At 61.8% G+C, this 22,863-nt stretch carries 24 protein-coding genes and 1 tRNA gene; 12 read left to right on the top strand and 13 right to left on the bottom strand.

The window, feature by feature from the left end:
- Nucleotides 1-8 precede the first annotated feature (8 nt).
- The 4 genes from flgC to KHO53_RS17950 form a co-directional block, all read right to left on the bottom strand.
- Entirely contained in the window at nucleotides 9-452 is a 444-nt protein-coding gene (flgC, locus tag KHO53_RS17965) for a flagellar basal body rod protein FlgC (RefSeq protein ID WP_010224960.1), read from the bottom strand.
- 3 nt (nucleotides 453-455) lie between these two features.
- The gene (flgB, locus tag KHO53_RS17960; protein ID WP_010224959.1) at nucleotides 456-863 is read right to left on the bottom strand and encodes a flagellar basal body rod protein FlgB; all 408 of its coding nucleotides are present in this window, start codon (nucleotides 861-863) and stop codon (nucleotides 456-458) included.
- Nucleotides 864-1,088: 225 nt separating this feature from the next.
- Nucleotides 1,089-1,916: a protein-glutamate O-methyltransferase CheR gene (cheR, locus tag KHO53_RS17955; RefSeq protein WP_010224957.1), complete on the bottom strand. Its 828-nt coding sequence runs from the start codon at nucleotides 1,914-1,916 to the stop codon at nucleotides 1,089-1,091.
- A gap of 52 nt (nucleotides 1,917-1,968) precedes the next feature.
- The gene (locus tag KHO53_RS17950; RefSeq protein WP_010224956.1) at nucleotides 1,969-2,898 is read right to left on the bottom strand and encodes a chemotaxis protein CheV; all 930 of its coding nucleotides are present in this window, start codon (nucleotides 2,896-2,898) and stop codon (nucleotides 1,969-1,971) included.
- A gap of 69 nt (nucleotides 2,899-2,967) precedes the next feature.
- Here KHO53_RS17950 and flgA point away from each other — a divergent pair, with 69 nt between their 5' ends.
- From flgA to KHO53_RS17930, 4 genes are all read left to right on the top strand, one after another.
- Nucleotides 2,968-3,720, top strand: coding sequence for a flagellar basal body P-ring formation chaperone FlgA (gene flgA, locus KHO53_RS17945; RefSeq protein WP_010224954.1), 753 nt, complete (start codon nucleotides 2,968-2,970; stop codon nucleotides 3,718-3,720).
- A gap of 168 nt (nucleotides 3,721-3,888) precedes the next feature.
- Nucleotides 3,889-4,206: a flagellar biosynthesis anti-sigma factor FlgM gene (gene flgM / locus KHO53_RS17940; protein ID WP_010224952.1), complete on the top strand. Its 318-nt coding sequence runs from the start codon at nucleotides 3,889-3,891 to the stop codon at nucleotides 4,204-4,206.
- Nucleotides 4,207-4,251: 45 nt separating this feature from the next.
- Complete coding sequence (locus KHO53_RS17935; RefSeq protein WP_010224951.1) at nucleotides 4,252-4,719, top strand: flagella synthesis protein FlgN; 468 nt, start codon at nucleotides 4,252-4,254, stop codon at nucleotides 4,717-4,719.
- Nucleotides 4,720-4,799: 80 nt separating this feature from the next.
- Nucleotides 4,800-5,543: a flagellar brake protein gene (locus tag KHO53_RS17930; RefSeq protein ID WP_010224950.1), complete on the top strand. Its 744-nt coding sequence runs from the start codon at nucleotides 4,800-4,802 to the stop codon at nucleotides 5,541-5,543.
- Nucleotides 5,544-5,607: 64 nt separating this feature from the next.
- Here the strand turns inward: KHO53_RS17930 and KHO53_RS17925 are convergent, their stop codons facing one another.
- From KHO53_RS17925 to bkdR, 4 genes are all read right to left on the bottom strand, one after another.
- Nucleotides 5,608-6,945, bottom strand: coding sequence for an MFS transporter (locus KHO53_RS17925; RefSeq protein ID WP_213570573.1), 1,338 nt, complete (start codon nucleotides 6,943-6,945; stop codon nucleotides 5,608-5,610).
- Between the two features lie 137 nt (nucleotides 6,946-7,082).
- Complete coding sequence (locus KHO53_RS17920; RefSeq protein ID WP_174242322.1) at nucleotides 7,083-8,324, bottom strand: glutamine synthetase family protein; 1,242 nt, start codon at nucleotides 8,322-8,324, stop codon at nucleotides 7,083-7,085.
- A gap of 227 nt (nucleotides 8,325-8,551) precedes the next feature.
- Nucleotides 8,552-12,022 carry a glycosyltransferase gene (locus KHO53_RS17915; RefSeq protein WP_213570572.1) on the bottom strand — a complete coding sequence of 1,157 codons (3,471 nt, stop codon included), beginning with the start codon at nucleotides 12,020-12,022 and terminating at the stop codon, nucleotides 8,552-8,554.
- A gap of 121 nt (nucleotides 12,023-12,143) precedes the next feature.
- Nucleotides 12,144-12,635 carry a Bkd operon transcriptional regulator BkdR gene (gene bkdR / locus KHO53_RS17910; RefSeq protein WP_010224946.1) on the bottom strand — a complete coding sequence of 164 codons (492 nt, stop codon included), beginning with the start codon at nucleotides 12,633-12,635 and terminating at the stop codon, nucleotides 12,144-12,146.
- A 201-nt stretch (nucleotides 12,636-12,836) separates the two neighbouring features.
- Here bkdR and KHO53_RS17905 point away from each other — a divergent pair, with 201 nt between their 5' ends.
- From KHO53_RS17905 to KHO53_RS17885, 5 genes are all read left to right on the top strand, one after another.
- Complete coding sequence (locus KHO53_RS17905; RefSeq protein WP_010224945.1) at nucleotides 12,837-14,069, top strand: 3-methyl-2-oxobutanoate dehydrogenase (2-methylpropanoyl-transferring) subunit alpha; 1,233 nt, start codon at nucleotides 12,837-12,839, stop codon at nucleotides 14,067-14,069.
- Nucleotide 14,070: 1 nt separating this feature from the next.
- Entirely contained in the window at nucleotides 14,071-15,129 is a 1,059-nt protein-coding gene (locus KHO53_RS17900) for an alpha-ketoacid dehydrogenase subunit beta (RefSeq protein WP_010224942.1), read from the top strand.
- Entirely contained in the window at nucleotides 15,130-16,401 is a 1,272-nt protein-coding gene (locus KHO53_RS17895; RefSeq protein ID WP_100783124.1) for a dihydrolipoamide acetyltransferase family protein, read from the top strand.
- A gap of 2 nt (nucleotides 16,402-16,403) precedes the next feature.
- On the top strand, nucleotides 16,404-17,789 hold the full coding sequence (lpdA, locus tag KHO53_RS17890; RefSeq protein ID WP_100783125.1) for a dihydrolipoyl dehydrogenase: 1,386 nt from the start codon (nucleotides 16,404-16,406) through the stop codon (nucleotides 17,787-17,789).
- A 259-nt stretch (nucleotides 17,790-18,048) separates the two neighbouring features.
- Nucleotides 18,049-18,651 carry a hypothetical protein gene (locus KHO53_RS17885; RefSeq protein WP_213570571.1) on the top strand — a complete coding sequence of 201 codons (603 nt, stop codon included), beginning with the start codon at nucleotides 18,049-18,051 and terminating at the stop codon, nucleotides 18,649-18,651.
- On the opposite strand, the gene KHO53_RS17880 is transcribed toward KHO53_RS17885, so the two are convergent.
- Nucleotides 18,591-19,493 (bottom strand): LysR substrate-binding domain-containing protein, encoded by a 903-nt coding sequence (locus tag KHO53_RS17880; protein WP_213570570.1) that lies wholly within the window; start codon nucleotides 19,491-19,493, stop codon nucleotides 18,591-18,593. The genes KHO53_RS17885 and KHO53_RS17880 overlap by 61 nt on opposite strands.
- A 118-nt stretch (nucleotides 19,494-19,611) precedes the next feature.
- On the opposite strand from KHO53_RS17880, the gene KHO53_RS17875 reads away from it, so the two are divergent.
- Complete coding sequence (locus KHO53_RS17875; protein WP_010224928.1) at nucleotides 19,612-20,238, top strand: glutathione S-transferase family protein; 627 nt, start codon at nucleotides 19,612-19,614, stop codon at nucleotides 20,236-20,238.
- A 72-nt stretch (nucleotides 20,239-20,310) separates the two neighbouring features.
- Here the strand turns inward: KHO53_RS17875 and KHO53_RS17870 are convergent, their stop codons facing one another.
- Nucleotides 20,311-20,766, bottom strand: a complete 456-nt coding sequence (locus KHO53_RS17870; protein WP_010224927.1) for a VOC family protein — start codon at nucleotides 20,764-20,766, stop codon at nucleotides 20,311-20,313.
- 117 nt (nucleotides 20,767-20,883) lie between these two features.
- Nucleotides 20,884-20,960, bottom strand: a tRNA-Arg gene (locus KHO53_RS17865).
- 304 nt (nucleotides 20,961-21,264) lie between these two features.
- On the opposite strand from KHO53_RS17865, the gene KHO53_RS17860 reads away from it, so the two are divergent.
- Entirely contained in the window at nucleotides 21,265-21,456 is a 192-nt protein-coding gene (locus tag KHO53_RS17860) for a hypothetical protein (protein ID WP_010226675.1), read from the top strand.
- Between the two features lie 3 nt (nucleotides 21,457-21,459).
- Here the strand turns inward: KHO53_RS17860 and phnN are convergent, their stop codons facing one another.
- Together phnN and KHO53_RS17850 are read right to left on the bottom strand one after the other, a co-directional pair.
- Complete coding sequence (gene phnN / locus KHO53_RS17855) at nucleotides 21,460-22,056, bottom strand: phosphonate metabolism protein/1,5-bisphosphokinase (PRPP-forming) PhnN (protein ID WP_010226673.1); 597 nt, start codon at nucleotides 22,054-22,056, stop codon at nucleotides 21,460-21,462.
- A 36-nt stretch (nucleotides 22,057-22,092) separates the two neighbouring features.
- Nucleotides 22,093-22,284 carry a hypothetical protein gene (locus KHO53_RS17850; protein ID WP_081492854.1) on the bottom strand — a complete coding sequence of 64 codons (192 nt, stop codon included), beginning with the start codon at nucleotides 22,282-22,284 and terminating at the stop codon, nucleotides 22,093-22,095.
- Between the two features lie 115 nt (nucleotides 22,285-22,399).
- On the opposite strand from KHO53_RS17850, the gene KHO53_RS17845 reads away from it, so the two are divergent.
- Nucleotides 22,400-22,726: an Arc family DNA-binding protein gene (locus KHO53_RS17845; RefSeq protein WP_010226671.1), complete on the top strand. Its 327-nt coding sequence runs from the start codon at nucleotides 22,400-22,402 to the stop codon at nucleotides 22,724-22,726.
- The last annotated feature ends 137 nt before the right edge of the window (nucleotides 22,727-22,863 follow it).

Below are 22,863 nucleotides of genomic sequence, written 5' to 3'. Positions count from 1 at the left end.
GTCCTTTATCACTGACCCAGGGTCAGGACCTTCTGCATCATGGTTTTAGCCGTGTTCATCAGCTCGGCATTGGTCTGGAACGAGCGGCTGGCGGAGATCATGTCAGCCATTTCTTCCACCACGTTGACGTTCGGGTAGTAGACATAGCCGTCCTTGTTCGCCGCCGGATGATTCGGCTCGTAGCGCGCCTCGAGGTTGCTCTGGTCTTCGACCACGCCAAGCACCTGCACGCCCTGCCCTGCAGCGTCCTGGTCCTGGAACAGCGATTGGCTGACACCGGCCTGGGCCTGCTGGAAGGTGGTGGCGAATACCGGATGACGGGCGCGGTAGGTCTGGTCGATGCTCGACGAGACGGTCTCGGCGTTGGCGATGTTCGAAGCGACGGTGTTCAGACGCGTGGTCTGGGCGCTCATGCCGCTACCGGCAATGTTGAAGACACTGGCGAGGGACATGACTTACTCTCCGCGCAGGGCCGATACCAGCCCTTTGAATTTACTGTTGAGCAGCGTGAAGCTGGCCTGGAAGCCCACGGCGTTTTCCGCGTAGCTCGATTGCTCGAGCTGGGCATCGACGGTGTTCTGGTCGATCGACGGTTGCATCGGCGTACGGTACTGCAGGGACTCGTCACCCATGCTCAGGCCTTCGGCCTCGATGTGCCGGGCGTTGGTACGATCCAGCGAGAAATGGCCCTTGCTGGTCTGCTCGGCCTGGGCCGCCAGGACCGAAGCGAAGTCCATGTCGCGCGCCTTGTAGTTCGGCGTGTCGGCGTTGGCGATGTTGTTGGCCAGCACCTCGGCGCGCTGGGCGCGAAAGCCCAATGCCTTTTCGTGGATGCCGAGCGCTTTGTCGAAGCTGATGCTCATGTCGGGGAAACCTTCGAAGGTTTTTCGTTGACTGAGCTAGAGCAAGAGCCATGCCAAAAAACAAAACCCCGTAAATACGGGGCTTTGAGGCGTTTGCCGCTGGCGGCAATGCCAGAAAAGTGGCAAAAGAGCGGCAAGCGGCAAGCTTCAAGCGGCAAGAACAAGCCAGGCGGTGCACGATCTGCTCTTTCTTGCCGCTTGAAGCTTGTGGCTTGCCGCTAAGGCCTATTTGGCCTGATAAATGATCCCCGGGCTGCACTGGACCATCTGGTAATGATCCGGCAAGCCATTGAGCGCCTCGGAAGCGCCAAGGAACAGGTAGCCACCCGGCTTGAGCGTGCCATGAATGCGCAGGAGGATGTCCTTCTTGACCTGGGCCGAGAAGTAGATCAGCACGTTGCGGCAGAACACGATGTCGAATTTGCCCAGGCTCGCGTAGCTGTCGAGCAGGTTGAACGAGCGAAATTCGACACGGCTGCGGATCGGCGCCTTGATCGCCCAGCGCCCCGGCCCCTTGACGTCGAAGTAGCGCTGCAGGCGCTCCTGGGACAGGCCGCGGGCAATCGCCAGGCTGTCGTACTCGCCGGTCTTGCAGTTGGTCAGCATCGAGCCGGACAGGTCGGTGGCAACGATCTGCGCCCCCATCTTCAACTGGCCGATATTGCTGCGCTCGAACTCGTCGATGGCCATGGAGATGGAATACGGCTCCTGCCCCGACGAGCAGGCCGCCGACCAGATGCGCAGGCGCTGACCGGGGTTGGCCTTGATCTGCTCGGGCAATACCTTGTTCTTGAGCACTTCAAACGGATAGGTGTCGCGAAACCAGAGGGTTTCGTTGGTGGTCATGGCATCGACCACCTGCTCGCGCAAGCCACTGCGCGGCTGGCTCTGGATCCGTTGCACCAGTTCGCTCAGGGACTTGATGCCCTGCTGCTCCATCAGCTTGTTGAGACGGCTGGAGACCAGGTATTGCTTATTTTCGCCCAGCAGGATGCCACAGGCTTTTTCCAGGAAGACCCGGAACTGTTCGAAATCCAAATTACCCGTAGACAATGATGCCGCCTCTTAAATCGTATGTACCGCCAGGGGCGATCGCCCCTGGCCGTTAGTGCGTGGCCTTGATCCGATCAACAACGCGCTGGGCGAGGTCGTCCGGCCGGAATTTGGCCAGGAAGTCATCGGCACCGACCTTCTTGACCATCGCCTGGTTGAACACCCCGGACAGCGAAGTATGCAGGATGATGTGCAACTTTTGCATGCGCGGGTCGCTGCGAATCTCGGCGGTCAGGGTGTAGCCGTCCATCTCCGGCATCTCGATATCGGAGATCATCATCAGGAACTCTTCTTCCGGACGCTTGCCCTCGTCGACCAGCTTGCGCAGGTAGTCGAGCGCCTGGCGGCCATCGTTGAGCGCCACCACCTCGACGCCGACGGTCTGCAGGCAACGGCTGACCTGCTTGCGCGCCACCGACGAGTCATCGACCGTCAGCACCCGCAGCATCACCGCCTTGTCCTGCACCTCGGCATCGACCACACCGGCGGAAATCGCCTCGGAGGTCGGCGCCACTTCGGCGAGGATTTTCTCCACGTCGATAATTTCGACCATCTTGTTGTCGACCCGGGTCACTGCCGTCAGGTAGTGATCGCGCCCGGTGCCCTTGGGTGGCGGATGGATCTCCTCCCAGTTCATGTTGACGATGCGCTCCACCGAATGCACCAGAAACCCCTGGGTCTTGGTGTTGTACTCGGTGATGATGACGAAGCTCTTGCTTGTTTCTTCACTCAGACCGGGCATCCCGGTCGCCATCGCCAGATCGAGGATCGGGATGGTTGCCCCACGAATATTCGCGACCCCGCGCACTACCGGGCTGGACTTGGGCATCACCGTCAGGTTCGGGCATTGCAACACTTCCCGCACCTTGAACACGTTGATGCCGTAGAGCTGCTCGCCATTGAGGCGAAACAACAGCAGCTCCAGGCGGTTCTGCCCTACCAGTTGCGTGCGCTGGTTCACCGAATCCATTACACCAGCCATGCCAGACTCCTTCACCAAACGCTTCGAGCTTCGTACCCAGTCGGCACGCGCTTTGCTTTTTTTAATCGTATGAACACGAAAACGACATTTTTCCGACGCCTGACCCGCCACCTGCCCGGCTTCCTTGCTGCGCTGTGCCTGCTGGCCCCTGGCGTTCGAACTCTGGCTGACGCTTTCACCTTGCCTGAACAGCTTATCGGTGTCACCCAGGGGTTTCTTGAATTCACCGTAGAAGACTATCTGGCCACCAGCCAGACCGAGGGCCGCTACGAGATCCAGGTCAACAACCTCGACCCGCGCCTGCGCATGCCGCTGTGCGACCAGCAACTGGGCGCCTCGCTGGAGAGCCCGGCGCAGCCATTGGGCCGTGTCACCGTGCGGGTTCGCTGCGACGGCAGCTCACCGTGGACGGTGTTCGTGCCCGCCCAGGTACGCCTGTTTCGCAATGTCGTGACCGTGGTCCGCCCGCTCAAGCGCGACAGCATTGTCGGTGAACAGGACGTAGCCCTGCGCGAGCGCGATGTAGGCATGCTCAACCAGGGTTTTCTCGGCAACCTCGACCAGGCAGTCGGGCTCAAGGTTATCCGACCAACGGTCATGGACCAGGTACTCACCCCCCAGCACCTGGAGCAGGCCGAGGTGGTGCGCAAGGGTGATCAGGTGGTGATTACCGCGCGCAGCGGCAGCCTGGCCGTGCGCATGCCCGGCGAAGCCCTGAGCAAGGGCGGCCTGAGCGAACAGATCCGGGTGCGCAACCTCAACTCCAAACGGGTGGTCAAGGCCAGGGTGACCGGCCCGGGCCAGGTGGAAGTGGCCATGTAAGTACTTGAATCAGGAACAACACTGGCGATCAGGAACTGCTTTTCCTAAACTGTGTCCCATTGGGTGCCCAGAACTGGCCGCGCAGGCCGCCGTGCATTTGCGCCTAAAGTTTCTTTCGGGTTGGCCGAAAACAAGGCAAGCGTCCAAATACCCAGAGGTTTTCTGATCATGGTCATCGACTTCAGTCGTTTGAATAACTCCCCGTCGGTTGCCGGCGGCGTGCGCACTGGCAGCAGCCAGGAAAGTACTGCCAGCACGGCTTCGGCCAAGGCCGGCAGCGCCGTTGAGCACAGCGCCAGCGGGGAAACCGTACACCTGAGCCACGAGGCCCAGCAGTTGCAAAAGGTCAGCGACAAGCTGCGCGACCAGCCGATTGTCAACAGCGCCCGGGTGGCCGAGTTGAAACAGGCTATCGCCGACGGCAGCTACCAGGTCGACAGCAACCGCGTCGCCAGCAAACTGCTTAATTTCGAAGCCCAGCGCTAGCCCCTGGCGCGCTGACTTCAGGACGCTTGAACCAAAGAGCCAGCCATGCACGACACCACTCTGCTGCAACTGATCGAGAGCGATATTGCTCCAGCGCAAGATCTGCTCGAGTTACTGCAAACCGAAGCCGCTGCCCTGCACGGTCGCGACATGCCGCTGCTGGAAAACATCCTGGCGCGCAAACAGTCGCTGGTGATCCAGCTCGATCAGCAAGGCCGCCGACGCAGCGAGCTGCTGGCCAGCCTGGGCCTTTCCCAGGACCGCGAGGGTGTTGCCCAACTGGCCAGCCAGTCGCCTCTGGGTGAACTGCTGCTGCAACAACTGGACGCACTGGGCAAATTGCTGGGCGACTGCCAGGCAGTCAATGAGCGCAACGGCCGCGCCATCCTGCTCCAGCAGAGCACCACGGCCAACCAGATCAAAATCCTCATGGGCGGCGAAACACCGTCGCTTTACGACAGCCGTGGGTCAACCTCTCCCCTTGCCAAGCCACAGGCACTCAGCCAGGCTTGATTCCCTGTATCAAGGCACGGAACATACTGGCAAAATGCCGTAGCTTGCGTGTGACGTTTTTGCCTGGAGATTGATTAACCGTGTTCAATGAAGCAGAAGCTCCGCAGCCTCCGAAGGTGCTGACTACCCCTTTGGAAATTGCCGCCAACTTGCGGTCGCTGCAAGAGAGCCATGACCCGCTGATCATCACCTTCCACGAACGCAGCCAGCGTTTTCAAAGCTATGTGGTCGAAGTCGACCGCGAAGGCAATCGCCTGGCCCTTGATGAAATGATCCCCCGTGACGGCGAACGCTACCTGCAGAATGGCGAACCGTTTCGCGTCGAAGGCTTTCATGATGGTGTGCGCATCGCCTGGGAGTGCAACACCCCACTGAGCATTGTCGAGGCCGACGGCCATCGCAGCTACCGCGGCACCCTGCCCAGCGAAGTGGCCTATCACCAGCGCCGCAATGCCTTTCGCGCGGCACTCAAGCTTACCCAGCTAGTGGATGTTGTCCTCGACGGCGACAAGCTCAAGGGCAATGGTGCCCTGCGCGGCAAACTGCTGGACATTTCTGCCACCGGCTGCAAGTTGCGCTTCGAAGGCAATGTCGAAGAGCGCCTGCAACTGGGCCAGGTCTACGAAAAGTTCGCCACCGGTGTGCCGCTGGGCTTGTCTCAGGTTGAGGTGGAACTGCGCCACTTGCACTTCGAAGAGCGTATCAACGCCACCTTCGCTGGCGTACGCTTTCACAACCTCAACGGGCAGATGCAGCGCAAGATTGAAACCTTTGTCTATCAGTTGCAGCGTGAAGCGCGGCGCTTCGATAAAGACGACTACTGAGTCGACCCCTATCGCGGGTCAAGCCTGCTCCCCCGTGTGGGAGCGGGCTTGACCCGCGATGGCATCACACCTGCGCAGGCTTGACCGCGTCAGCCTCAACTTCCATTTCAGCCCCCTCCTCCGCCTCGGTATCCTCTGCTGCCACCGGCGTCTGCATCTGATCCTGCACCACCTGCTCGTCAACCCGTGGGTCCAGCGCTGCCGACAATGGCGAACCGGCCGCCGGCATGGCCACGTGATGCAGCGGCGCGTCGTCGACCTGGTGCAGGCCGGTAACCGCTTTCGGACGGATGCGCCAGACCAGCACCAGGGCGAAGAAGACGAAGAAGGCATAGAGCATCTGGTTGCCCAGCACCTTCATCAGCACCCCGGCCACCAGCGGCCCGATACTCGCGCCTACGCCATAGGTCACCAGCAGCATTGCCGTCAGCGAAACCCGTCGCTCGCTCTCGACGTGGTCGTTGGAGAACGCCACCGCCAGCGGGTACAGGCAGAACTGCAGCAATGACACGGCAAAGCCGACTACGAACAGCACCTCCAGCGGCACGCTGGGCATGATCGCCAGCGGCAAGGCGACAATCGCCAGGCCCACCGCAACACTGCGAATCAGCACGGCGCGGTCGTAGCGATCGGACAACCAGCCCAGCGGCCACTGCACCAGCAGCCCGGCAAAAATACAGCAGCCCATGAACAGACCGACCTGCTCGGTACTCAACCCCTGCTTGGCTGCATACAACGGTGCCAGGCCATAGAAGGAACCGACAATGAGCCCGGCACCGAGCACCGTACTCAGCGACTGCGGCACACGCTTGATAAAGAAGCGCGGCTCCATCGGCGCAGGCCGCAGCGGCGCCGGGTGAATCCGCCGAGTGAGCGCCACCGGCACCAGGCACAGGGCAAAACACATGGCCACCAGCATCAGCAGCTCAAGGCCCAGCTGCGGGTGCGCCACCAGAATCAACTGGCCGAGCACCAGCCCCAGATACGATGCGATCATGTAGCCACTGAACACCGCACCACGCTGTTTGGCGTCAGCCTGCTCGTTAAGCCAGCTCTCGATGACCATGTACTGGCACATCATCCCCAGGCCGACGATGACCCGCAGTACCACCCAGGCCGGCAACCAGCTGACCAGACCATGGCCGAGCACCGCCGCCCCGACGATACCGGCGCAGGTAGCGTAGGCACGGATATGCCCGACCCGGGCAATCAGCCGGTGGCCGATCTTGCCGCCCAGGGCCAGGCCGAAATAGTTGGCGGCCATCAGTGCACCGACCCAGAGGCTGTCGACATGATCGGCAGCCAGGCGCAGGGCCAGGTAGGTACTCAACAAGCCGGAGCCGATCAACATCATCAGCGCCGCGAAATACAGCGCGCGAAAAGACTTCCAGATCTGTCGCATCAGCGTCCCGATTGGCTCCTTGAGCGGATGGAAAAACTGCTTGAAAGCATAAGTGAAAAAAACCGCCTTGCCGTCGGCGAGCATAAAAAAACAGGTGGCAGAGCGTTTTCGAAAAATGTCCGCCACCTGCCTTGATGCTATGCCTGGGCGGCCAGTACGCGGCGCTCCCACGGGGTGATCTCATCGAGGAAACTGCTCAACTCCAGCGTCTTGGTGGCGATGTAGCCTTCGATGAACTCCTTGCCGAACAGTTCCCGCGCCAAGTCGCTACGCTTCAGACGCTCCAGGGCCGCATGCAAGGTACATGGCAGGCTCAATTGATCCGGCACCTCGAACTCGCCCTGGATAGCCGGGGCGGGTTCGAGCTGCCGCTCGATACCGTGCAGGCCCGCCGCCAGGCTTGCGGCGATCGCCAGGTACGGGTTGGCGTCAGCGCCCGGCAAGCGATTCTCGACCCGTCGCGCCTCCGCCGAGCTGGCCGGGATGCGCAGGCCGGCAGCGCGGTTGTCTTCGGACCAGCAGGCATTGTTGGGCGAGGCATAGGGGTGACACAGGCGCTGATAGGAGTTCACGTTCGGCGCGAACAAGGCGGTGAAATCCGCCAGGCACGCCTGCTGGCCGCCGATGAAGTGATAGAAGGCCGGCGTCGGTTTGCCCTGTGCATCGCTGAACACATTGCCGCCGCCCGCCACCTCGACCACGCTCTGGTGAATGTGCATGGAACTGCCCGGCGTGTGCGCCAGCGGCTTGGCCATGCACACCACGGTCAGGCCATGCTTGAGCGCAACTTCCTTGAGCAGGTGCTTGAACAGCAGGGTCTGGTCGGCCAGCAGCAGCGGGTCGCCGTGCAGCAGGTTGATCTCGAACTGACTGACGCCCATCTCGTGCATGAAGGTATCGCGCGGCAAGCCCAGGGCGGCCATGCAGCGATAGACCTCGTTGAAAAACGGTCGCAAGCCGTTGTTGGAACTGACGCTGAACGCCGAATGACCTTGCTCGCGGCGACCATCCTTGCCCAGCGGCGGCTGAAACGGCTGGCTGGGATCGCTGTTGGGGGCGAAGACAAAGAACTCGAGCTCCGTCGCCACCACTGGCGCCAGGCCACGGGCAGCGTAACGGGCGAGCACGGCCTTGAGCAGGCCGCGAGTGGACAAGCCCGAGCTTTCACCACTGAGCTCTAGCGCATCACAAATCGCCAGGGCCCGGGGCTCATCGCTCCAGGGCAGGCGATAAATATGGTGTGGATCGGCCACCAGCGCCAGGTCGCCGTCGTCGCTGCCATAGAAGCGCGCCGCCGGGTAACCGCCCATGATGCATTGCAGCAGAACGCCGCGGGCCATCTGCAGGCGGCGACCTTCGAGAAAGCCTTCGGCGGTCATCACCTTGCCGCGAGCAACGCCATTGAGGTCCGGGGTAATGCACTCGATTTCATCAATGCCCGTCAATCGCTCGGCGAGAGAACGTTGGCCATTGCTCGTCATGACTTGGTCCTTGTTATCTTTAACAAGCCGCGAACGGCGACCCCTCAACATAGTCTCGGGGTGTTAAAAATATCAAGCACTCACACCAGGGCAATGCCATTGGCATTGCCCTGTAGAGACAAGCCTCAGTCGCCGAGCCAGGCGCTGCGCCATGCATCCAAAGTCCCCTGGTCAAGCATCCACTCACGCTGCACCGCCGCCCGCAATTGCAGACCCGCCTGGCGCAATGCGGAGCGGTCAGCCAACTGCGCACGGATGGCCTGTACCCAGTCAGCGGGACTGTTGTTGACGCGAGTGACCGGCAACGTCGTGCGATAGCCAGGCATGTCACTGCAGACCACCGGGAAGCCGCAGGCACCATACTCCAAGAGACGCTCAGGGCCCTTGAACTCGCTGCCCAGGCTCGCCCGCAAAGGTGCCAGGGCCAGATCCAGATTGAGGCGGGCCAGCGCCTGGGCACGCTGTGCTGGCGCAACAACGGGATGAAGCTCCTTGATATGCGCACGCAGCGCGGGCGGACAGCAGCCATACATGACCCAGTCGACCTCTGCCGACAGGGCCTCGATCACCTCGGCAATCGAGGCAAGATCGTCCGCCTCCGCCGGCGCCCCAAACCAACCCACCCGCGGCCGCGCCGGACGCTGCGCCGCAGGTTCCGGCAGCAGCCACTGCTCAGGGTCCAGACGACTTTCGATCAAGCGCACATCTGCATGCAGATGCCGCCCGACCTCGGCCATCATCGAAGTCGCCACCACCACCCGGTCGACCTCAGCCAGCATTTCACGCAGCAACTGCATGTCTTCACGGGACTCGGGCAGCACATCCAGCTCGTAGACCCGGGCAGCGCTGGAGTACGCCTTGATGCTGCGCAGCGCCTGGAGCTTGGCCGGCTCTGCACGCCCGTGCATGACGATCACCTGGGCACCAAAGCGTTCGAGCTCGACAGCCCCGGGCAGGGTTCCAACCTGAGCGGTCTGAATCGTTGCCAGTTGTTGATGGCGGTGCAGCGGCTGGCCCAGACGATCCCAGGCGCTGTAGCTTTGCTGATCGACATGGGCCAGAACGACCGGCGCGCCGAGGCTGAACAACGGCCGCCAGTTCAAGGCCAGCGAGCCGAGCATGCTGGCGCTGCGATCATCCAGCGAAACATTGCCGTTGCAGGCCGGGTCGCGGGCAAGCTTCGCCAGCCAGCGCTCACACAGTGCACGCTGGGTCGTGCCGGCAAACGGCGCGAGCTCGGCAGTGTTCATGTACAGGCAGCGCGCTGCCCACACCGTCAGATAGCCATGCTGCCCCAGGCGCAGGCACAGGTCGACATCGGCGCCTTCGTCGGCGAAAGCCGACGCATCGAAGCCGCCCGCCTCGGCAAACAAGGCCGTACGCACCAACAGGCAATCCTGTGTCACCGCGCTGTAGTTCTGGTCCAGCTGCAGACGACCGAGGTAACCGGACGCTTCGCCGCTGTCACCGGCAAACACCCGGCCGGCCCCGGAAAACACCCCGGGAAGCAAACCGGCGTGGGAAATTTTGCCATCCGCCGAAAAACCCTTGCCGCCGACCACTGCCACTTCCGGGCGCAAACCGTGATTGAGCAGGTGCTGCAACCATTGCCCCTCGATCACCGCCGATTGGCTGGAGAAGAACAACAGCAACTCGCCCGAGGCGTGCTCGGCACCGAGGTTCCTTGCCGCACTGGCAGTGCACAGGCTTTCGGCACGCACGATGCGCAATTGCCCCGGGGTGAACTGTTCGACATCCTGCAACCACTGGCTGACCTCCTGCGGCGCGTCACCGCACTCAACCACCAGCAATTCGTAGTGCGGGTACTGCGTATGCTCCAGCACGCTGGTGAGGCAGCGCTCCAGTGCCGCCAGATCGCTGTTGGCGACGACCACGATCGATACCAGGGGCTGGTGCGCATGCCCATAATCAATGGCAAAGCGGCCCTCACCGAACGCCGCCACCTGGGCATCACTGTAGCCACGCGCATCCAGGTGCTGCGTGATTGCCAAGTGCCCGGTATTGGCCTCAATAACGGGCGGCCGGCTGAACAACAGCGGTTCTGGAATGTGCCCGAAGCCATTGATGCCATGCTGGTTGACCAGGCGCAGAATCAGCTCGAACTCCATCGCCCCAGCGAAGCCTTCGCTAAAGCCGCCACAGGCCAGCAGTGCCTCTCGGCTGAACAGCCAGTGGCCGGCCATCACCGAAGGATTGCTGAGCAAAAAGTCCAGGTTGAAGCCCGGCCGCAACCCTACGCTGACCTGCCCCTTGGCATCACGCACGGCGTAATCTGCGAACACCGCCGCACAGGCTGCAGCGCCCGGCAGCTCGAGGGCGACGCAAGTGAGGCCGGCGGCGGTAAATTCCTCCCCTGCCCGGGCCAGCAGCACCCAATCACAGCGGCTTTGCTCAAGTAACTGGTTGAGCTGGGCGGCCAGTGCGTGCGGCTGCAGTTGCATCAACGTGCAAGACGAAGGCCCAGCCTGCACTTGCGGGTCGGCACTGAGCACCATGACCTGAGGGGTATAGGCCGAATCCTGGCGATACAGGCTGTCAAGCGTAAGCTGCAGCGCCTGGCGGTCAGCGTCAGGGTCGAGGACAATAATGCCGATGTTCGGCTGCTGTGCCCGGCCCTGCAAATGCTCGGCAAGCAACCGGCGGTGTTCAGCACCCAGCACACGCCCGTCCATCCAGTGGGCAGTGAACAGCGCCGTTTGCACACGGATCGAGTTATCGATGATCATCTTCATGAGGTTGACCGGCTGGAACAGCGAGCCGGGTTGCAGCGGTGCCACATCAACCATCACACCGCCTGAAGGATCAGCCCAGCCCAGCTCATAGACGCTGCGGGTAAAGTCCTTCTGCCCCTGGCCAGCCTCCAATTGGGCCCAATTGACCCGACTGAACTGCTGTTGCGACACCCGATAGCGGGTCAATGGCCGCTCCAGCAAGGCCAGGTTGCCCCGCTGGAACAAGCGCGCCGCCATCGCCATGTCACCGAAGCCGACGATCAGTTTCCCCTGCAGCGACATCACCTGGTCGCCGAATGCCAGCAGATCCTCGCGTCGGCACAGCATGCAGCTCGGCTCACCGATGAAGTTGAGCGGGTAGCGCGCCAGGAACGCGACCAGTTGCGGCCCATCGATCACCACATCGTCAGCGAAGGGGAACATGTACGGCAATTTCGGCGGGGTGATTTCACCTTTCTCGTTGATCACCAGCCGTCGCGAGGATGCCAGGGCGATCGAGGGATCGCGCTCCATGACCTCGACCAGCGTGGCAACGCAATCGGGCAACAGCTCGTCGTCATCGTGCAGGGTCTTGATGTACTTGCCACGCGCCGCCTCGACACAGGCGACGGCATTGGGGATCTCACCAAGCGGCTGCTCGTTGTAGATGTAATGAATCGGTACCCGGCTGCTGTCGCGATAACGCTCGACGATCGCCGCGATCGCACCGCTGCGATTATCGTCGCAGATCACGATCTCGAGATTTTCGTACGTCTGGTTACAGGCGCTCTGCAGCGCTACCTCGAAGTAGTCAGACTTATAGGCGGGAATAACAACGCTGACCAGCGGGTTCGACGTAAGCATAGGAATTCAGGCACCACCGACAAATAGACAGGACACCCGCGCCGAACAGCCAAAAAGCCGACACCGCGAGCCGCGCCTAGCGCCAAAGCAAGTTCCAAGCCAGCGCGTTATGGGCGCCTGGCTACACGGTCCCCGGCAGGGTCAGGCCATTCGCCGGTAGCGGCAAGGCGGTCTTGTAGCGCACCTGCTTCAAGGCAAAACTCGAACGGATGTTGGCCACCCCCGGCAAACGGGTGAGGTAATCGAGAAAGCGCTCCAGGGCCTGGATGCTTGGCAGCAGAACGCGCAGCAGGTAGTCCGGATCGCCGGTCATCAGGTAGCACTCCATGACCTCCGGGCGTTCGGCAATCTCCTCTTCGAAGCGGTGCAGGGATTGCTCGACCTGCTTCTCCAGGCTGACATGAATGAACACGTTCACATCCAGGCCCAATACCTCCGGCGCCAACAAGGTCACCTGCTGGCGAATCACCCCCAGTTCTTCCATGGCCTTGACCCGGTTGAAGCAGGGTGTCGGCGAGAGGTTTACCGAGCGCGCCAGTTCGGCGTTGGTGATGCGGGCATTTTCCTGGAGGCTGTTGAGTATGCCGATGTCCGTACGATCCAGTTTGCGCATGAGAGAAAGTCACCTGTTTTTTGTCTTTATAAGGAATGTTTATCCGCAAGCCGCAGCAAAGGCAACGAACTTGAGAAAAATATTCTTCAGGCGCCGGAATATCATGTAGGGCAAGACTGACTAGCTGGTCACAAGCCAGATGTCAGTAGCGACCGCTTCAAAGCTCAACAAAAACACAAGACAGAGCGAGCGTAAAAAAGCATGAACGAGTACGCCCCCCTGCGTTTGCATGTGCCCGAGCCTACAGGCCGGCCAGGCTGCCAGACTGATTTCTCCTACCTGCGTCTGAACGATGCCGGCCAGGTCCGTAAACCTCCCGTCGATGTAGACGCCGCCGATACCGCGGACATCTCCTACAGCCTGATCCGGGTGCTGGATGACAAGGGCAATGCCCTGGGCCCCTGGGCCGAGGACGTCAGCCCCGAGATCCTGCGCCAGGGTATGCGCACCATGCTCAAGACCCGGCTGTTCGACAGCCGCATGGTGGTGGCCCAGCGGCAGAAAAAGATGTCGTTCTACATGCAGAGCCTGGGTGAAGAAGCCATCGGCAGCGGTCAGGCCATGGCCCTGAACCGCAGCGACATGTGCTTCCCCACCTACCGCCAGCAAAGCATTCTCATGGCCCGCGACGTGTCGTTGGTGGAGATGATCTGCCAGCTGCTGTCCAACGAGCGCGACCCGCTCAAGGGTCGTCAGTTGCCAATCATGTACTCGGTGCGCGAAGCCGGCTTCTTTACCATCAGCGGCAACCTGGCGACCCAGTTCGTCCAGGCGGTCGGCTGGGCCATGGCCTCGGCCATCAAGGGCGATACCAAGATCGCCTCGGCCTGGATCGGTGACGGCGCCACCGCCGAATCGGACTTCCACACCGCGTTGACCTTCGCCCACGTCTACCGCGCGCCGGTGATCCTCAACGTGGTCAACAACCAGTGGGCGATCTCCACCTTCCAGGCCATCGCCGGTGGTGAATCGACCACCTTCGCCGGTCGTGGCGTGGGTTGCGGCATCGCCTCCCTGCGGGTCGACGGCAACGACTTCATCGCGGTCTACGCCGCCTCGCGCTGGGCCGCCGAACGGGCCCGTCGCGGCCTGGGCCCGACGCTGATCGAATGGGTCACCTACCGCGCCGGCCCGCACTCGACGTCGGACGATCCGTCCAAGTACCGCCCGGCCGACGACTGGAGTCACTTCCCCCTGGGCGACCCGATCGCCCGCCTCAAACAACACCTGATCGCCATCGGTCACTGGTCCGAGGAAGAGCACCAGGCGGTCAGCGCCGAGCTCGAAGCCGAGATCATCAAGGCGCAGAAGGAAGCCGAGCAATACGGCACCCTGGCCGGCGGCCAGATGCCGAGCCCGGCGTCGATGTTCGAGGATGTCTATAAGGAGATGCCGGAGCACTTGCGCCGGCAGCGCCAGGAACTGGGGATCTGACATGAACGATCACAACACTTCAATCCAGTTGGAAACCGCCATGGCGACCACCACCATGACCATGATCCAGGCCCTGCGCTCGGCCATGGACATCATGCTAGAGCGCGATGACAACGTCGTGGTGTATGGCCAGGACGTCGGCTACTTCGGTGGCGTATTCCGTTGCACCGAAGGCCTGCAGGCCAAGTACGGCAAGTCGCGGGTCTTCGATGCGCCGATCTCCGAAAGCGGCATCGTCGGTACCGCCGTGGGCATGGGTGCCTATGGCCTGCGCCCGGTGGTGGAAATCCAGTTCGCCGACTACTTCTACCCGGCCTCCGACCAGATCGTCTCGGAGATGGCCCGCCTGCGCTATCGCTCGGCCGGCGAGTTCGTCGCCCCGCTGACCCTGCGCATGCCTTGCGGTGGCGGCATCTATGGCGGCCAGACGCACAGCCAGAGCCCCGAGGCGATGTTCACCCAGGTGTGCGGCCTGCGCACGGTGATGCCGTCCAACCCTTACGACGCCAAGGGCCTGTTGATCGCCTCGATCGAAAACGACGACCCGGTGATCTTCCTTGAGCCCAAGCGCCTGTACAACGGCCCGTTCGACGGCCACCACGACCGCCCGGTAACCCCGTGGTCGAAACACCCGGCCAGCGCCGTGCCGGACGGCTACTACACCGTGCCGCTGGACAAGGCGGCAATCACCCGCCCGGGCAAGGACGTCACCGTGCTGACCTACGGCACCACCGTGTATGTATCCCAGGTGGCCGCTGAAGAGACCGGCGTCGACGCCGAAGTCATCGACCTGCGCAGCCTCTGGCCGCTGGACCTGGAGACCATCGTCGAGTCGGTGAAGAAGACCGGCCGTTGCGTGGTGGTCCATGAAGCCACGCGCACCTGCGGTTTTGGTGCCGAGTTGATCGCACTGGTCCAGGAGCACTGCTTCCATCACCTCGAAGCCCCGATCGAACGCGTCACCGGTTGGGACACCCCCTACCCGCACGCGCAGGAGTGGGCGTATTTCCCCGGCCCTTCGCGAGTGGGCGCGGCATTGAAACGGGTCATGGAGGTCTGAATGGGCACGCACGTCATCAAGATGCCGGATATCGGTGAAGGCATCGCACAAGTTGAACTGGTGGAATGGTTCGTCAAGGTCGGCGATACCGTCACCGAAGACCAGGTCGTGGCCGATGTCATGACCGACAAGGCCACCGTCGAAATCCCTTCGCCGGTCAGCGGCAAGGTCCTGGCCCTGGGCGGCCAGCCCGGTGAAGTCATGGCGGTGGGCAGCGAGCTGATCCGCATCGAAGTCGAAGGCGCCGGCAACGTAGGCGCGGGCTTGCCCCGCGAAGAGGCCCCGGCGATCACCGCAAAGGCCCCGGAACCTGCCGCCAAACCGGCTGCACCAGCACCTGTTGCAGCACCCGCAGCCGCAGCACACCAGCCCGCCGCTATCGTCCCGCGCGAAGCTCACGAGCGCCCACTGGCCTCGCCTGCGGTACGCAAGCGCGCCCTGGATGCCGGTATCGAGCTGCGCTATGTACACGGCAGCGGCCCAGCCGGGCGCATCCTTCACGACGACCTCGACGCGTTCCTGGCCCAGCCAACCACCCGCAGCCAAAGCGCCCCTGGCGGTTACGCCAAACGCAACGACAGCGAACAGATCCCGGTGATCGGCCTGCGCCGCAAGATTGCCCAGCGCATGCAGGATGCCAAGCGTCGCGTCGCCCACTTCAGCTACGTCGAGGAAATCGACGTCACCGCCCTCGAAGAGCTGCGTCAGCACCTGAACAAGAAGTGGGGCGACAGCCGCGGCAAGCTGACCCTGCTGCCGTTCCTGGTGCGCGCCATGGTCGTCGCCCTGCGCGAATTCCCGCAGATCAACGCCACCTACGACGACGAAGCCCAGGTCATCACCCGCCACGGCGCGGTGCATGTCGGCATCGCCACCCAGGGCGACAACGGCCTGATGGTACCGGTGCTGCGTCACGCCGAAGCCGGCAGCCTGTGGAGCAACGCCGGCGAGATCGTGCGCCTGGCCAATGCCGCCCGCGGCAACAAGGCCAGCCGTGAAGAACTGTCGGGCTCGACCATCACCCTGACCAGCCTTGGCGCCCTCGGCGGCATCGTTACCACACCGGTGGTCAACACCCCGGAAGTGGCGATTGTCGGAGTCAACCGCATGGTTGAACGGCCAATGGTCATCAACGGCCAGATCGTCATTCGCAAGATGATGAACCTCTCCAGCTCGTTCGACCACCGGGTGGTCGATGGCATGGACGCGGCACTCTTCATCCAGGCCATTCGCGGCCTGCTCGAACAACCTGCCAGCCTGTTTGTGGAGTGACCATGCAACAGACGCTCAACACTACCCTGCTGATCATCGGCGGCGGCCCCGGCGGTTATGTCGCCGCCATTCGCGCCGGCCAGCTGGGCATTCCCACGGTACTGGTCGAAGGCCAGGCCCTGGGTGGCACCTGCCTGAACATCGGCTGCATTCCGTCCAAGGCGCTGATCCATGTCGCCGAGCAGTTCCACCAGACCCAACTGCACAGCCAGCAGTCGAACCTGGGCATCAAGGTTTCACCGCCGAGCCTGGACATCAGCCAGAGCGTGGCCTGGAAAGACGGCATCGTCGATCGCCTGACCAGCGGCGTTGCCGCCCTGCTGAAAAAGCACGGGGTCAAGGTGATCCATGGCTGGGCGCAGATCCTCGACGGTAAGCACGTCGAGGTCGACGGCCAGCGTATCCAGTGCGAACACCTGCTGCTGGCCACTGGCTCAAGCAGCGTCGAACTGCCGATGCTGCCACTTGGCGGCCCGATCATCTCCTCCACCGAGGCCCTGGCACCGAAAGCCCTGCCCAAGCACCTGACCGTGGTTGGCGGCGGCTACATCGGCCTGGAGCTGGGCATCGCCTACCGCAAGCTCGGCGTCGAGGTCAGCGTGGTCGAAGCCCGCGAGCGCATCCTGCCGACCTACGACAGCGAACTGACCGCGCCAGTGGCCGAGTCGATCAAGAAGTTGGGGATCAAGCTGTACCTCAAGCACAGCGTCGAAGGTTTCGATGCCGACAAGCAGGCATTGCAGGTACGTGATCCGCAGGGCGAACTGCTGCAACTGAGTACCGACCAGGTACTGGTCGCGGTCGGTCGCAAGCCTCGCACCCAAGGCTTCAACCTCGAGAGCCTGGCGCTGAAGATGAACGGTTCGGCGGTTGCCATTGATGAGCAGTGCAAGACCAGCATGCTCAACGTCTGGGCCATCGGCGATATCAGCGGTGAACCAATGCTCGCCCACCGGGCCATGGCCCAAGGTGAAATGGTTGCCGAAATCATTGCCGGCAAGTCGCGGCGCTTCGAACCGGCCGCCATTGCCGCGGTGTGTTTCACCGACCCGGAACTGGTGGTGGTCGGCAAGACCCCGGAACAGGTCGAGCAGGAGGGCCTGGACTGCATCGTTACGCAGTTCCCGTTCGCCGCCAACGGCCGGGCGATGACCCTGGAATCGAAAAACGGGTTCGTGCGCGTGGTCGCCCGTCGTGACAACCACCTGATCCTTGGTTGGCAAGCGGTTGGCGTTGGCGTCTCGGAGCTGTCCACCGCCTTTGCCCAGTCACTGGAAATGGGCGCCTGTCTTGAAGATGTGGCCGGGACTATCCACGCTCACCCGACCCTGGGTGAGGCGGTGCAGGAAGCGGCACTGCGTGCCCTGGGTCACGCCCTGCATCTGTAGACACTGAAGCGGCTGAGGCCGATTTGACCCGCTGCCCTGCGCAGCGGGTCCTTTTTCATTTCGCCCACCGGCGGCGATTTGAATTGACTTGCCGCAGACGGCAAGGGTTGTCCTCTTCGAGGCAAAGCATGCTCCGCATCCCTCCCTGGCGTATAGCGCCACCCCCCGAAAATACTAGCTCTTGGCCCTGCCAGAAGAGCTGGCACAAGACTTGCCACTGACCGAAGGTCAACTTGCATCCATCAAGGAGAGTGATCAGGTGAGTAGCATCAACGCAGTCGGCGCTCAGCCGCTGGCCATCAACCCGACCCGTGGCGTGGCCGAAGCAGCTGCCGCCGAACAGGCCCAGTTCCGCCCGCCCGTACCAATCAGCAGCGCCGACCGGCAGCAGCACAGCCATGCCAACACCTCGCAGCAAAGTGCCGAAGATGCCCGCGAGGAGGCCTTCGCCAAGCTCAAGGTGCAGCTGCAGAACCCGGATGTGGACATGCGTGAGCAAGCCAGTATCGGCAACAGCGAAACCGGCAAGAGCGCCGCCCAGGAATTTCGCGACTACATGGCCCTGAGCCCGGCAGAGAAGATCAAGCTCAAGCTGCTGAACGAACTGGGCATCAGCAAGGAAGAGTTCGAGGCCTTGCCGCCTGCCGAAAAGGACAAGATCGAACGCAAGATCGCCGAGCAGATGAAGAAGCAAACCGAGCTGGAGTCCCTGGCCAGCCTCAACGCTCATCTGCAGGGGCCTGAGCTTTCCGCCAAGCTGGTGGCTAACCTGACCGCAACCCAAGGTGCCAGTGATGACAGTCAGGACAAAGACCTGACAGCCGGTGCTGCCTCTGCTGCGATCCAGTCTATGAACGCCTGAACCTGGGGCCGCTGCAAGGCATCGGCCCGGCACACCAGGTAGTAGGCAAAGCGCGCAGGCCAGGGTTTGTCGAGGGCCAGTTGCAACTTGCCGCTGGCAAGATCCTCTTCGGCGTGTGTGTCCTGCACCAAGGCGATCCCCTGGCCGGCAGCCGCTGCCCGCAGCAGCAGAAGGTCATCCTCGAAACTGGCCCCACGCATGGCCCGCGGATCATCAGCAACGCCATGGGCCTGCAACCACAGCTGCCAGTCGGCGCGATCGGCATCGTGCAGCAACGGGTACTTCAAACAATCGGCAGGCCGCTTCAATACCGGGCCCTGCGCCAGTAGCCGGGGGCTGGCCACCGGCAGCAGTACCGGCGCCATCAGCCGGATCGACTCCAGCCCCGGATACTGGCCCAGCCCATGGCGCAGGGCGACGTCAATGCGCTCACGCTGAAAATCCACCCGCTTGGCCGAGGCTTCCACACGCACCTCAATCTGCGGATGCAGAGCATTGAAATGCCCCAGACGCGGCACCAGCCAGGACGCCGCAAAAGACGGCACAGTGCTGATGGTCAAAGTCTTGCCCGGCGCCAGTTGCGCCAGCAATGCCAGCGATGCCTCGATCTGATCGAAGCCTTTAAGCAGCCCCGGATACACTCGCGCGCCGGCCTCGCTCAAGTGCACGCCATGCCGGCCGCGCACGAACAGCACCACGCCCATGCGCTCCTCGAGCAGGCGCACTTGCTGGCTGACCGCCCCCGGCGTTACCCCCATCCGTTCGGCGGCCGCCTTGAGGCTGCCCAGACGCGCCGCTTCAGTGAAGGCCCGCAATGCCAGTAACGGTAGGACCGCGCCCATTTTTACCTCTCCATGGTTTAGAAAATCTATCGCCTAAACGCAGGATTGATCGTTTTTCAATCAGCCAAGGCCCGCCTAGCATAGCCCTCATCAAAAACAGTAACCAAGGAGATGGGACATGCAGTTGATCCTTTATAGCGATAGCTCACCTAATGGCTTCAAGATCACCATCGCCCTGGCGGAACTGGAGCTTCCCTACACCCTCAAGCACGTGCAGATCGACCGTGGCGAGCATCGTCAGGCTGACTTTCTCAAGCTCAACCCCCACGGCCGCATTCCAGTGCTGGTTGACCCTGAGCACGACATCACCCTGTTCGAGTCTGCGGCGATCCTGTTGTACCTGGCACAAAAGTACGGACGCTTGCTGCCGGACAACCCGAGCGAGCGCTGGGCAGCAATCACCTGGTTGCAGTTCCACGCGGCGAGCATGGGACCGATTCTCGGCCAGCGAGTGCATTTCGAACGGTTCGCCAAACACCCCTGCCCCGATGCCATCGCTCGCTACCGGCGCCTGAGTGAAGAACTGTTCAGCACCCTCGATCAACGCCTGGCCGAACACCCCTGGCTTGCCGGCAGCGAGTACTCGATCGCCGACATTGCCACCTTCGGCTGGACCCATATCGCCCGGATCATCGAGTTTGATTTCAGCCAGTACCGGCATTTGAGCGCCTGGCACGAACGACTCGGTCAGCGCCCTGCCGTCCAGCGCGGCATCCACCTGCCGGCACCCGCCACGGGCCCCTGAAACGCAATAGAGCCGCTGTTTTGCGCCGTTGCCATTGAGGCAGGATTGGTAGATCGCTGGAAACTACAGCGCTCAATCGAACGCGGCCTGGATGAACAGCTCCAGCGCCTTTTCTTCGAGAATCTCGATAGAGAAATGCCCGAAACGCTTGGGCAGCCAGATGATGCGTGTTCCGGACGGGGATTGCAGGTCGCTACGGGCCAGTGGATTGCCGTTCTCGTCTTCTGGCTGCACGCCGTCGGCCTGCAGTTCGTCGTAGGCCTTCTCGATGTCCGGTGTCGAGTAACAGTGGCGATAAATCATGCCCTCGCCCTGGATATCCAGCAATTGCTTCAAGTTCCCTGCCGATGGCTGCACCAGCATGAAACGCTCCTGACCTATCAGCGCAATCGCGTACCGTACACTCAGGCCACCTCGCTCCCACACCAGTGTTCTGGAGATTCTGGCTTTGAGTATCTTTGCGTAGTAGGCGCAGGCTTCGTCGAGGTTCTTGACCAACACATCGACATGGCTGAACTTCAACTCCATTGCACGACTCCAGGCAAAATGACCAACAGGAACCGGGCAACTTTAGAACAGAGACGCAAACCGATGTGCATCAGGCTGGTCGAGTGACAGCGGATTACGCTGCACGCCTTGAAAGGATGGTGTCCCAGGCAGGATTTGAACCTGCAACCTTCCCCTTAGGAGGGGGATGCTCTATCCAATTGAGCTACTGAGACGCAAAGCCGGCAACGAGCGTCGCGCGGCAAGGACGGCGTGCATGTTAACCAGCAGGCCGGCGTTTGTCATGTCATCCGTGGGGCTTTTTGCCTGTGGGCTTTATCCGCCCGGATGCCCTGATCGTGCAATCTGCAATGAGGCAGTCAGCCATCATTGCAGTCTGCACGAAAAAGCCGACCAAAAATCAACACAACCAACTGATTTTTAAAGGAAAAAATGATAATAAAGGCTGGTATGCAGTGTGCATTGTCTACTTCATAGAAAGTGGCTCGGGGTCAGCCCTCACTTTTGCGGAGTATGCCCATGAACAGCACCCTGCTTGTGCTCAATGCGTTGGCTCTGGCCGCCCTGGTTGGCCTGATTGTGCAACCTGACGGTATTGCCGTGCCTGCGCAGGCGGCGCCATCGATGAAGGCGCAGCTGGCGGTGTTCGCTACCCAGCCCGCGCCGGTACAGAACGCACCCAGGGTCAGCAGCGAACGGCTGGTATTCTAGGGCTCAGTTCGCGCCAAGCAAGCCTTGTTCGCGCAACAGCGCGAGCAAACGCTGTACCGCAACGGCCAGCGACGTGGAGTTGTCGAGTACCTGTACCTCGCCGTCCTCTACCCTCACCTGCTGGGCACGCGCCAGACGCAGCTCGATGTCTTGCGCAGATTCCCGTGCGCGATCCAGCAAGCGCTGGCGCAATACGTGGTGATCCACCCGCAGCAGCACCGCTAACAGATCCGGGTAGCGTTCACGGGCCTGCTGCAAATGCACGCGCGAACCATTGACCAGCACCGCATGCCCCTCGGTCAGCCAGGCATCGATCTGCACCGGTATGCCATACGCCAGGCCGTTGGCCCGCCACTGCAGGGCAAAAGCGCCCTCGGTGCTCAGGCGCTCGAACTGTTCAGCAGATACACCCAGCGCATCTTCGCCTTTGGCCTCGGCCGAGCGGGTAATCACGCGCCGGGCAACGTGCACGTTATGGCGTTGAAGTTCGTTGCGCGCCGCATCAATCAGGGAATCTTTTCCGGCCCCAGAGGGTCCCATCAGGTACACCAGTCGGCCCGGGGTTGCTGTACGCTGCGTCGCGCTTGCGTCATGCTGCATAGCCACTATGCTCAATGGTAGGAAAGCACACGCATTCTAGACGCTTTCCGTGGCTGTTTCCGCTTGTTGCATGCTGTAGCCGACGAAGGTCTGAATAACCGGAAACCGAGAAAATGAAAACTTTTCAAACCAGTGCTCATTTCTGATAATTGGTACTGGCAAAACGCCTTTATCCGGTTCAATATTTGTCACAGAATTGACGCCAAGGAACCGGCGATAATGAGGCATGATTCACACCTCATTCACAATTCAGGTTGAACATTTTGACGCCGGGATGGTCGTAGTGACATCGTGCGGCCAATTTCGAGAACCGCTTCCCCCTGAACTAAAACCGGTCAATTATATGCGCCCAATGAAACAGGCTATTTACTCAAGCCGCACCGCTGACAAATTCGTCGTCCGCCTCCCCGACGGAATGCGTGAGCGCATTGCCGAGGTAGCGCGCAACCATCACCGCAGCATGAACTCGGAAATCATCGCTCGCCTGGAGCAAAGCCTTATTCAGGAAGGCGCACTGGGTGAAGAACTGAGCATGCGTCTGGACAGCCCGGAACTGTCCCTGCACGAACGCGAACTGTTGCAACGTTTCCGCCAGCTTTCCCATCGCCAGCAGAATGCGCTGGTGTCGTTGATTGCCCATGACGCCGAGATGGCCGCTGACGCTTCCTGATTCCGCGGCTCAATCCCCCAAGGCCAATGCTCGCGCATTGGCTTTTTTTTGCCTGCGGCGCGCCGATCACACGCCTGGCCAGTTGCAAAGCAGCCAGGGCAGTAAACGCCAGGCAAAAAAACACCCCTCGCGAGGGG

Origin of the sequence: Pseudomonas sp. RC2C2 (assembly GCF_018390435.1) — a bacterium.
In the GTDB taxonomy this organism is placed as follows: domain Bacteria; phylum Pseudomonadota; class Gammaproteobacteria; order Pseudomonadales; family Pseudomonadaceae; genus Aquipseudomonas; species Aquipseudomonas donghuensis.
Note: the sequence above shows the minus strand (reverse complement) of the source record. Positions and strands in the feature narration are given on the sequence as shown.

Excerpts from the sequence above, each read along its gene's own strand:
- flgC (WP_010224960.1), bottom strand. The coding sequence starts at position 452 with ATGTCCCTCGCCAGTGTCTTCAACATTGCCGGTAGCGGCATGAGCGCC.
- flgB (WP_010224959.1), bottom strand. The coding sequence starts at position 863 with ATGAGCATCAGCTTCGACAAAGCGCTCGGCATCCACGAAAAGGCATTG.
- KHO53_RS17950 (WP_010224956.1), bottom strand. The coding sequence starts at position 2,898 with ATGGCTGGTGTAATGGATTCGGTGAACCAGCGCACGCAACTGGTAGGG.
- flgA (WP_010224954.1), top strand. The coding sequence starts at position 2,968 with ATGAACACGAAAACGACATTTTTCCGACGCCTGACCCGCCACCTGCCC.
- flgM (WP_010224952.1), top strand. The coding sequence starts at position 3,889 with ATGGTCATCGACTTCAGTCGTTTGAATAACTCCCCGTCGGTTGCCGGC.
- KHO53_RS17935 (WP_010224951.1), top strand. The coding sequence starts at position 4,252 with ATGCACGACACCACTCTGCTGCAACTGATCGAGAGCGATATTGCTCCA.
- KHO53_RS17925 (WP_213570573.1), bottom strand. The coding sequence starts at position 6,945 with ATGCGACAGATCTGGAAGTCTTTTCGCGCGCTGTATTTCGCGGCGCTG.
- KHO53_RS17920 (WP_174242322.1), bottom strand. The coding sequence starts at position 8,324 with ATGACCGCCGAAGGCTTTCTCGAAGGTCGCCGCCTGCAGATGGCCCGC.
- KHO53_RS17915 (WP_213570572.1), bottom strand. The coding sequence starts at position 12,022 with ATGCTTACGTCGAACCCGCTGGTCAGCGTTGTTATTCCCGCCTATAAG.
- bkdR (WP_010224946.1), bottom strand. The coding sequence starts at position 12,635 with ATGCGCAAACTGGATCGTACGGACATCGGCATACTCAACAGCCTCCAG.
- KHO53_RS17905 (WP_010224945.1), top strand. The coding sequence starts at position 12,837 with ATGAACGAGTACGCCCCCCTGCGTTTGCATGTGCCCGAGCCTACAGGC.
- KHO53_RS17900 (WP_010224942.1), top strand. The coding sequence starts at position 14,071 with ATGAACGATCACAACACTTCAATCCAGTTGGAAACCGCCATGGCGACC.
- KHO53_RS17895 (WP_100783124.1), top strand. The coding sequence starts at position 15,130 with ATGGGCACGCACGTCATCAAGATGCCGGATATCGGTGAAGGCATCGCA.
- lpdA (WP_100783125.1), top strand. The coding sequence starts at position 16,404 with ATGCAACAGACGCTCAACACTACCCTGCTGATCATCGGCGGCGGCCCC.
- KHO53_RS17880 (WP_213570570.1), bottom strand. The coding sequence starts at position 19,493 with ATGGGCGCGGTCCTACCGTTACTGGCATTGCGGGCCTTCACTGAAGCG.
- KHO53_RS17875 (WP_010224928.1), top strand. The coding sequence starts at position 19,612 with ATGCAGTTGATCCTTTATAGCGATAGCTCACCTAATGGCTTCAAGATC.
- KHO53_RS17870 (WP_010224927.1), bottom strand. The coding sequence starts at position 20,766 with ATGGAGTTGAAGTTCAGCCATGTCGATGTGTTGGTCAAGAACCTCGAC.
- KHO53_RS17860 (WP_010226675.1), top strand. The coding sequence starts at position 21,265 with ATGAACAGCACCCTGCTTGTGCTCAATGCGTTGGCTCTGGCCGCCCTG.
- phnN (WP_010226673.1), bottom strand. The coding sequence starts at position 22,056 with ATGCAGCATGACGCAAGCGCGACGCAGCGTACAGCAACCCCGGGCCGA.
- KHO53_RS17850 (WP_081492854.1), bottom strand. The coding sequence starts at position 22,284 with ATGCCTCATTATCGCCGGTTCCTTGGCGTCAATTCTGTGACAAATATT.
- KHO53_RS17845 (WP_010226671.1), top strand. The coding sequence starts at position 22,400 with ATGCGCCCAATGAAACAGGCTATTTACTCAAGCCGCACCGCTGACAAA.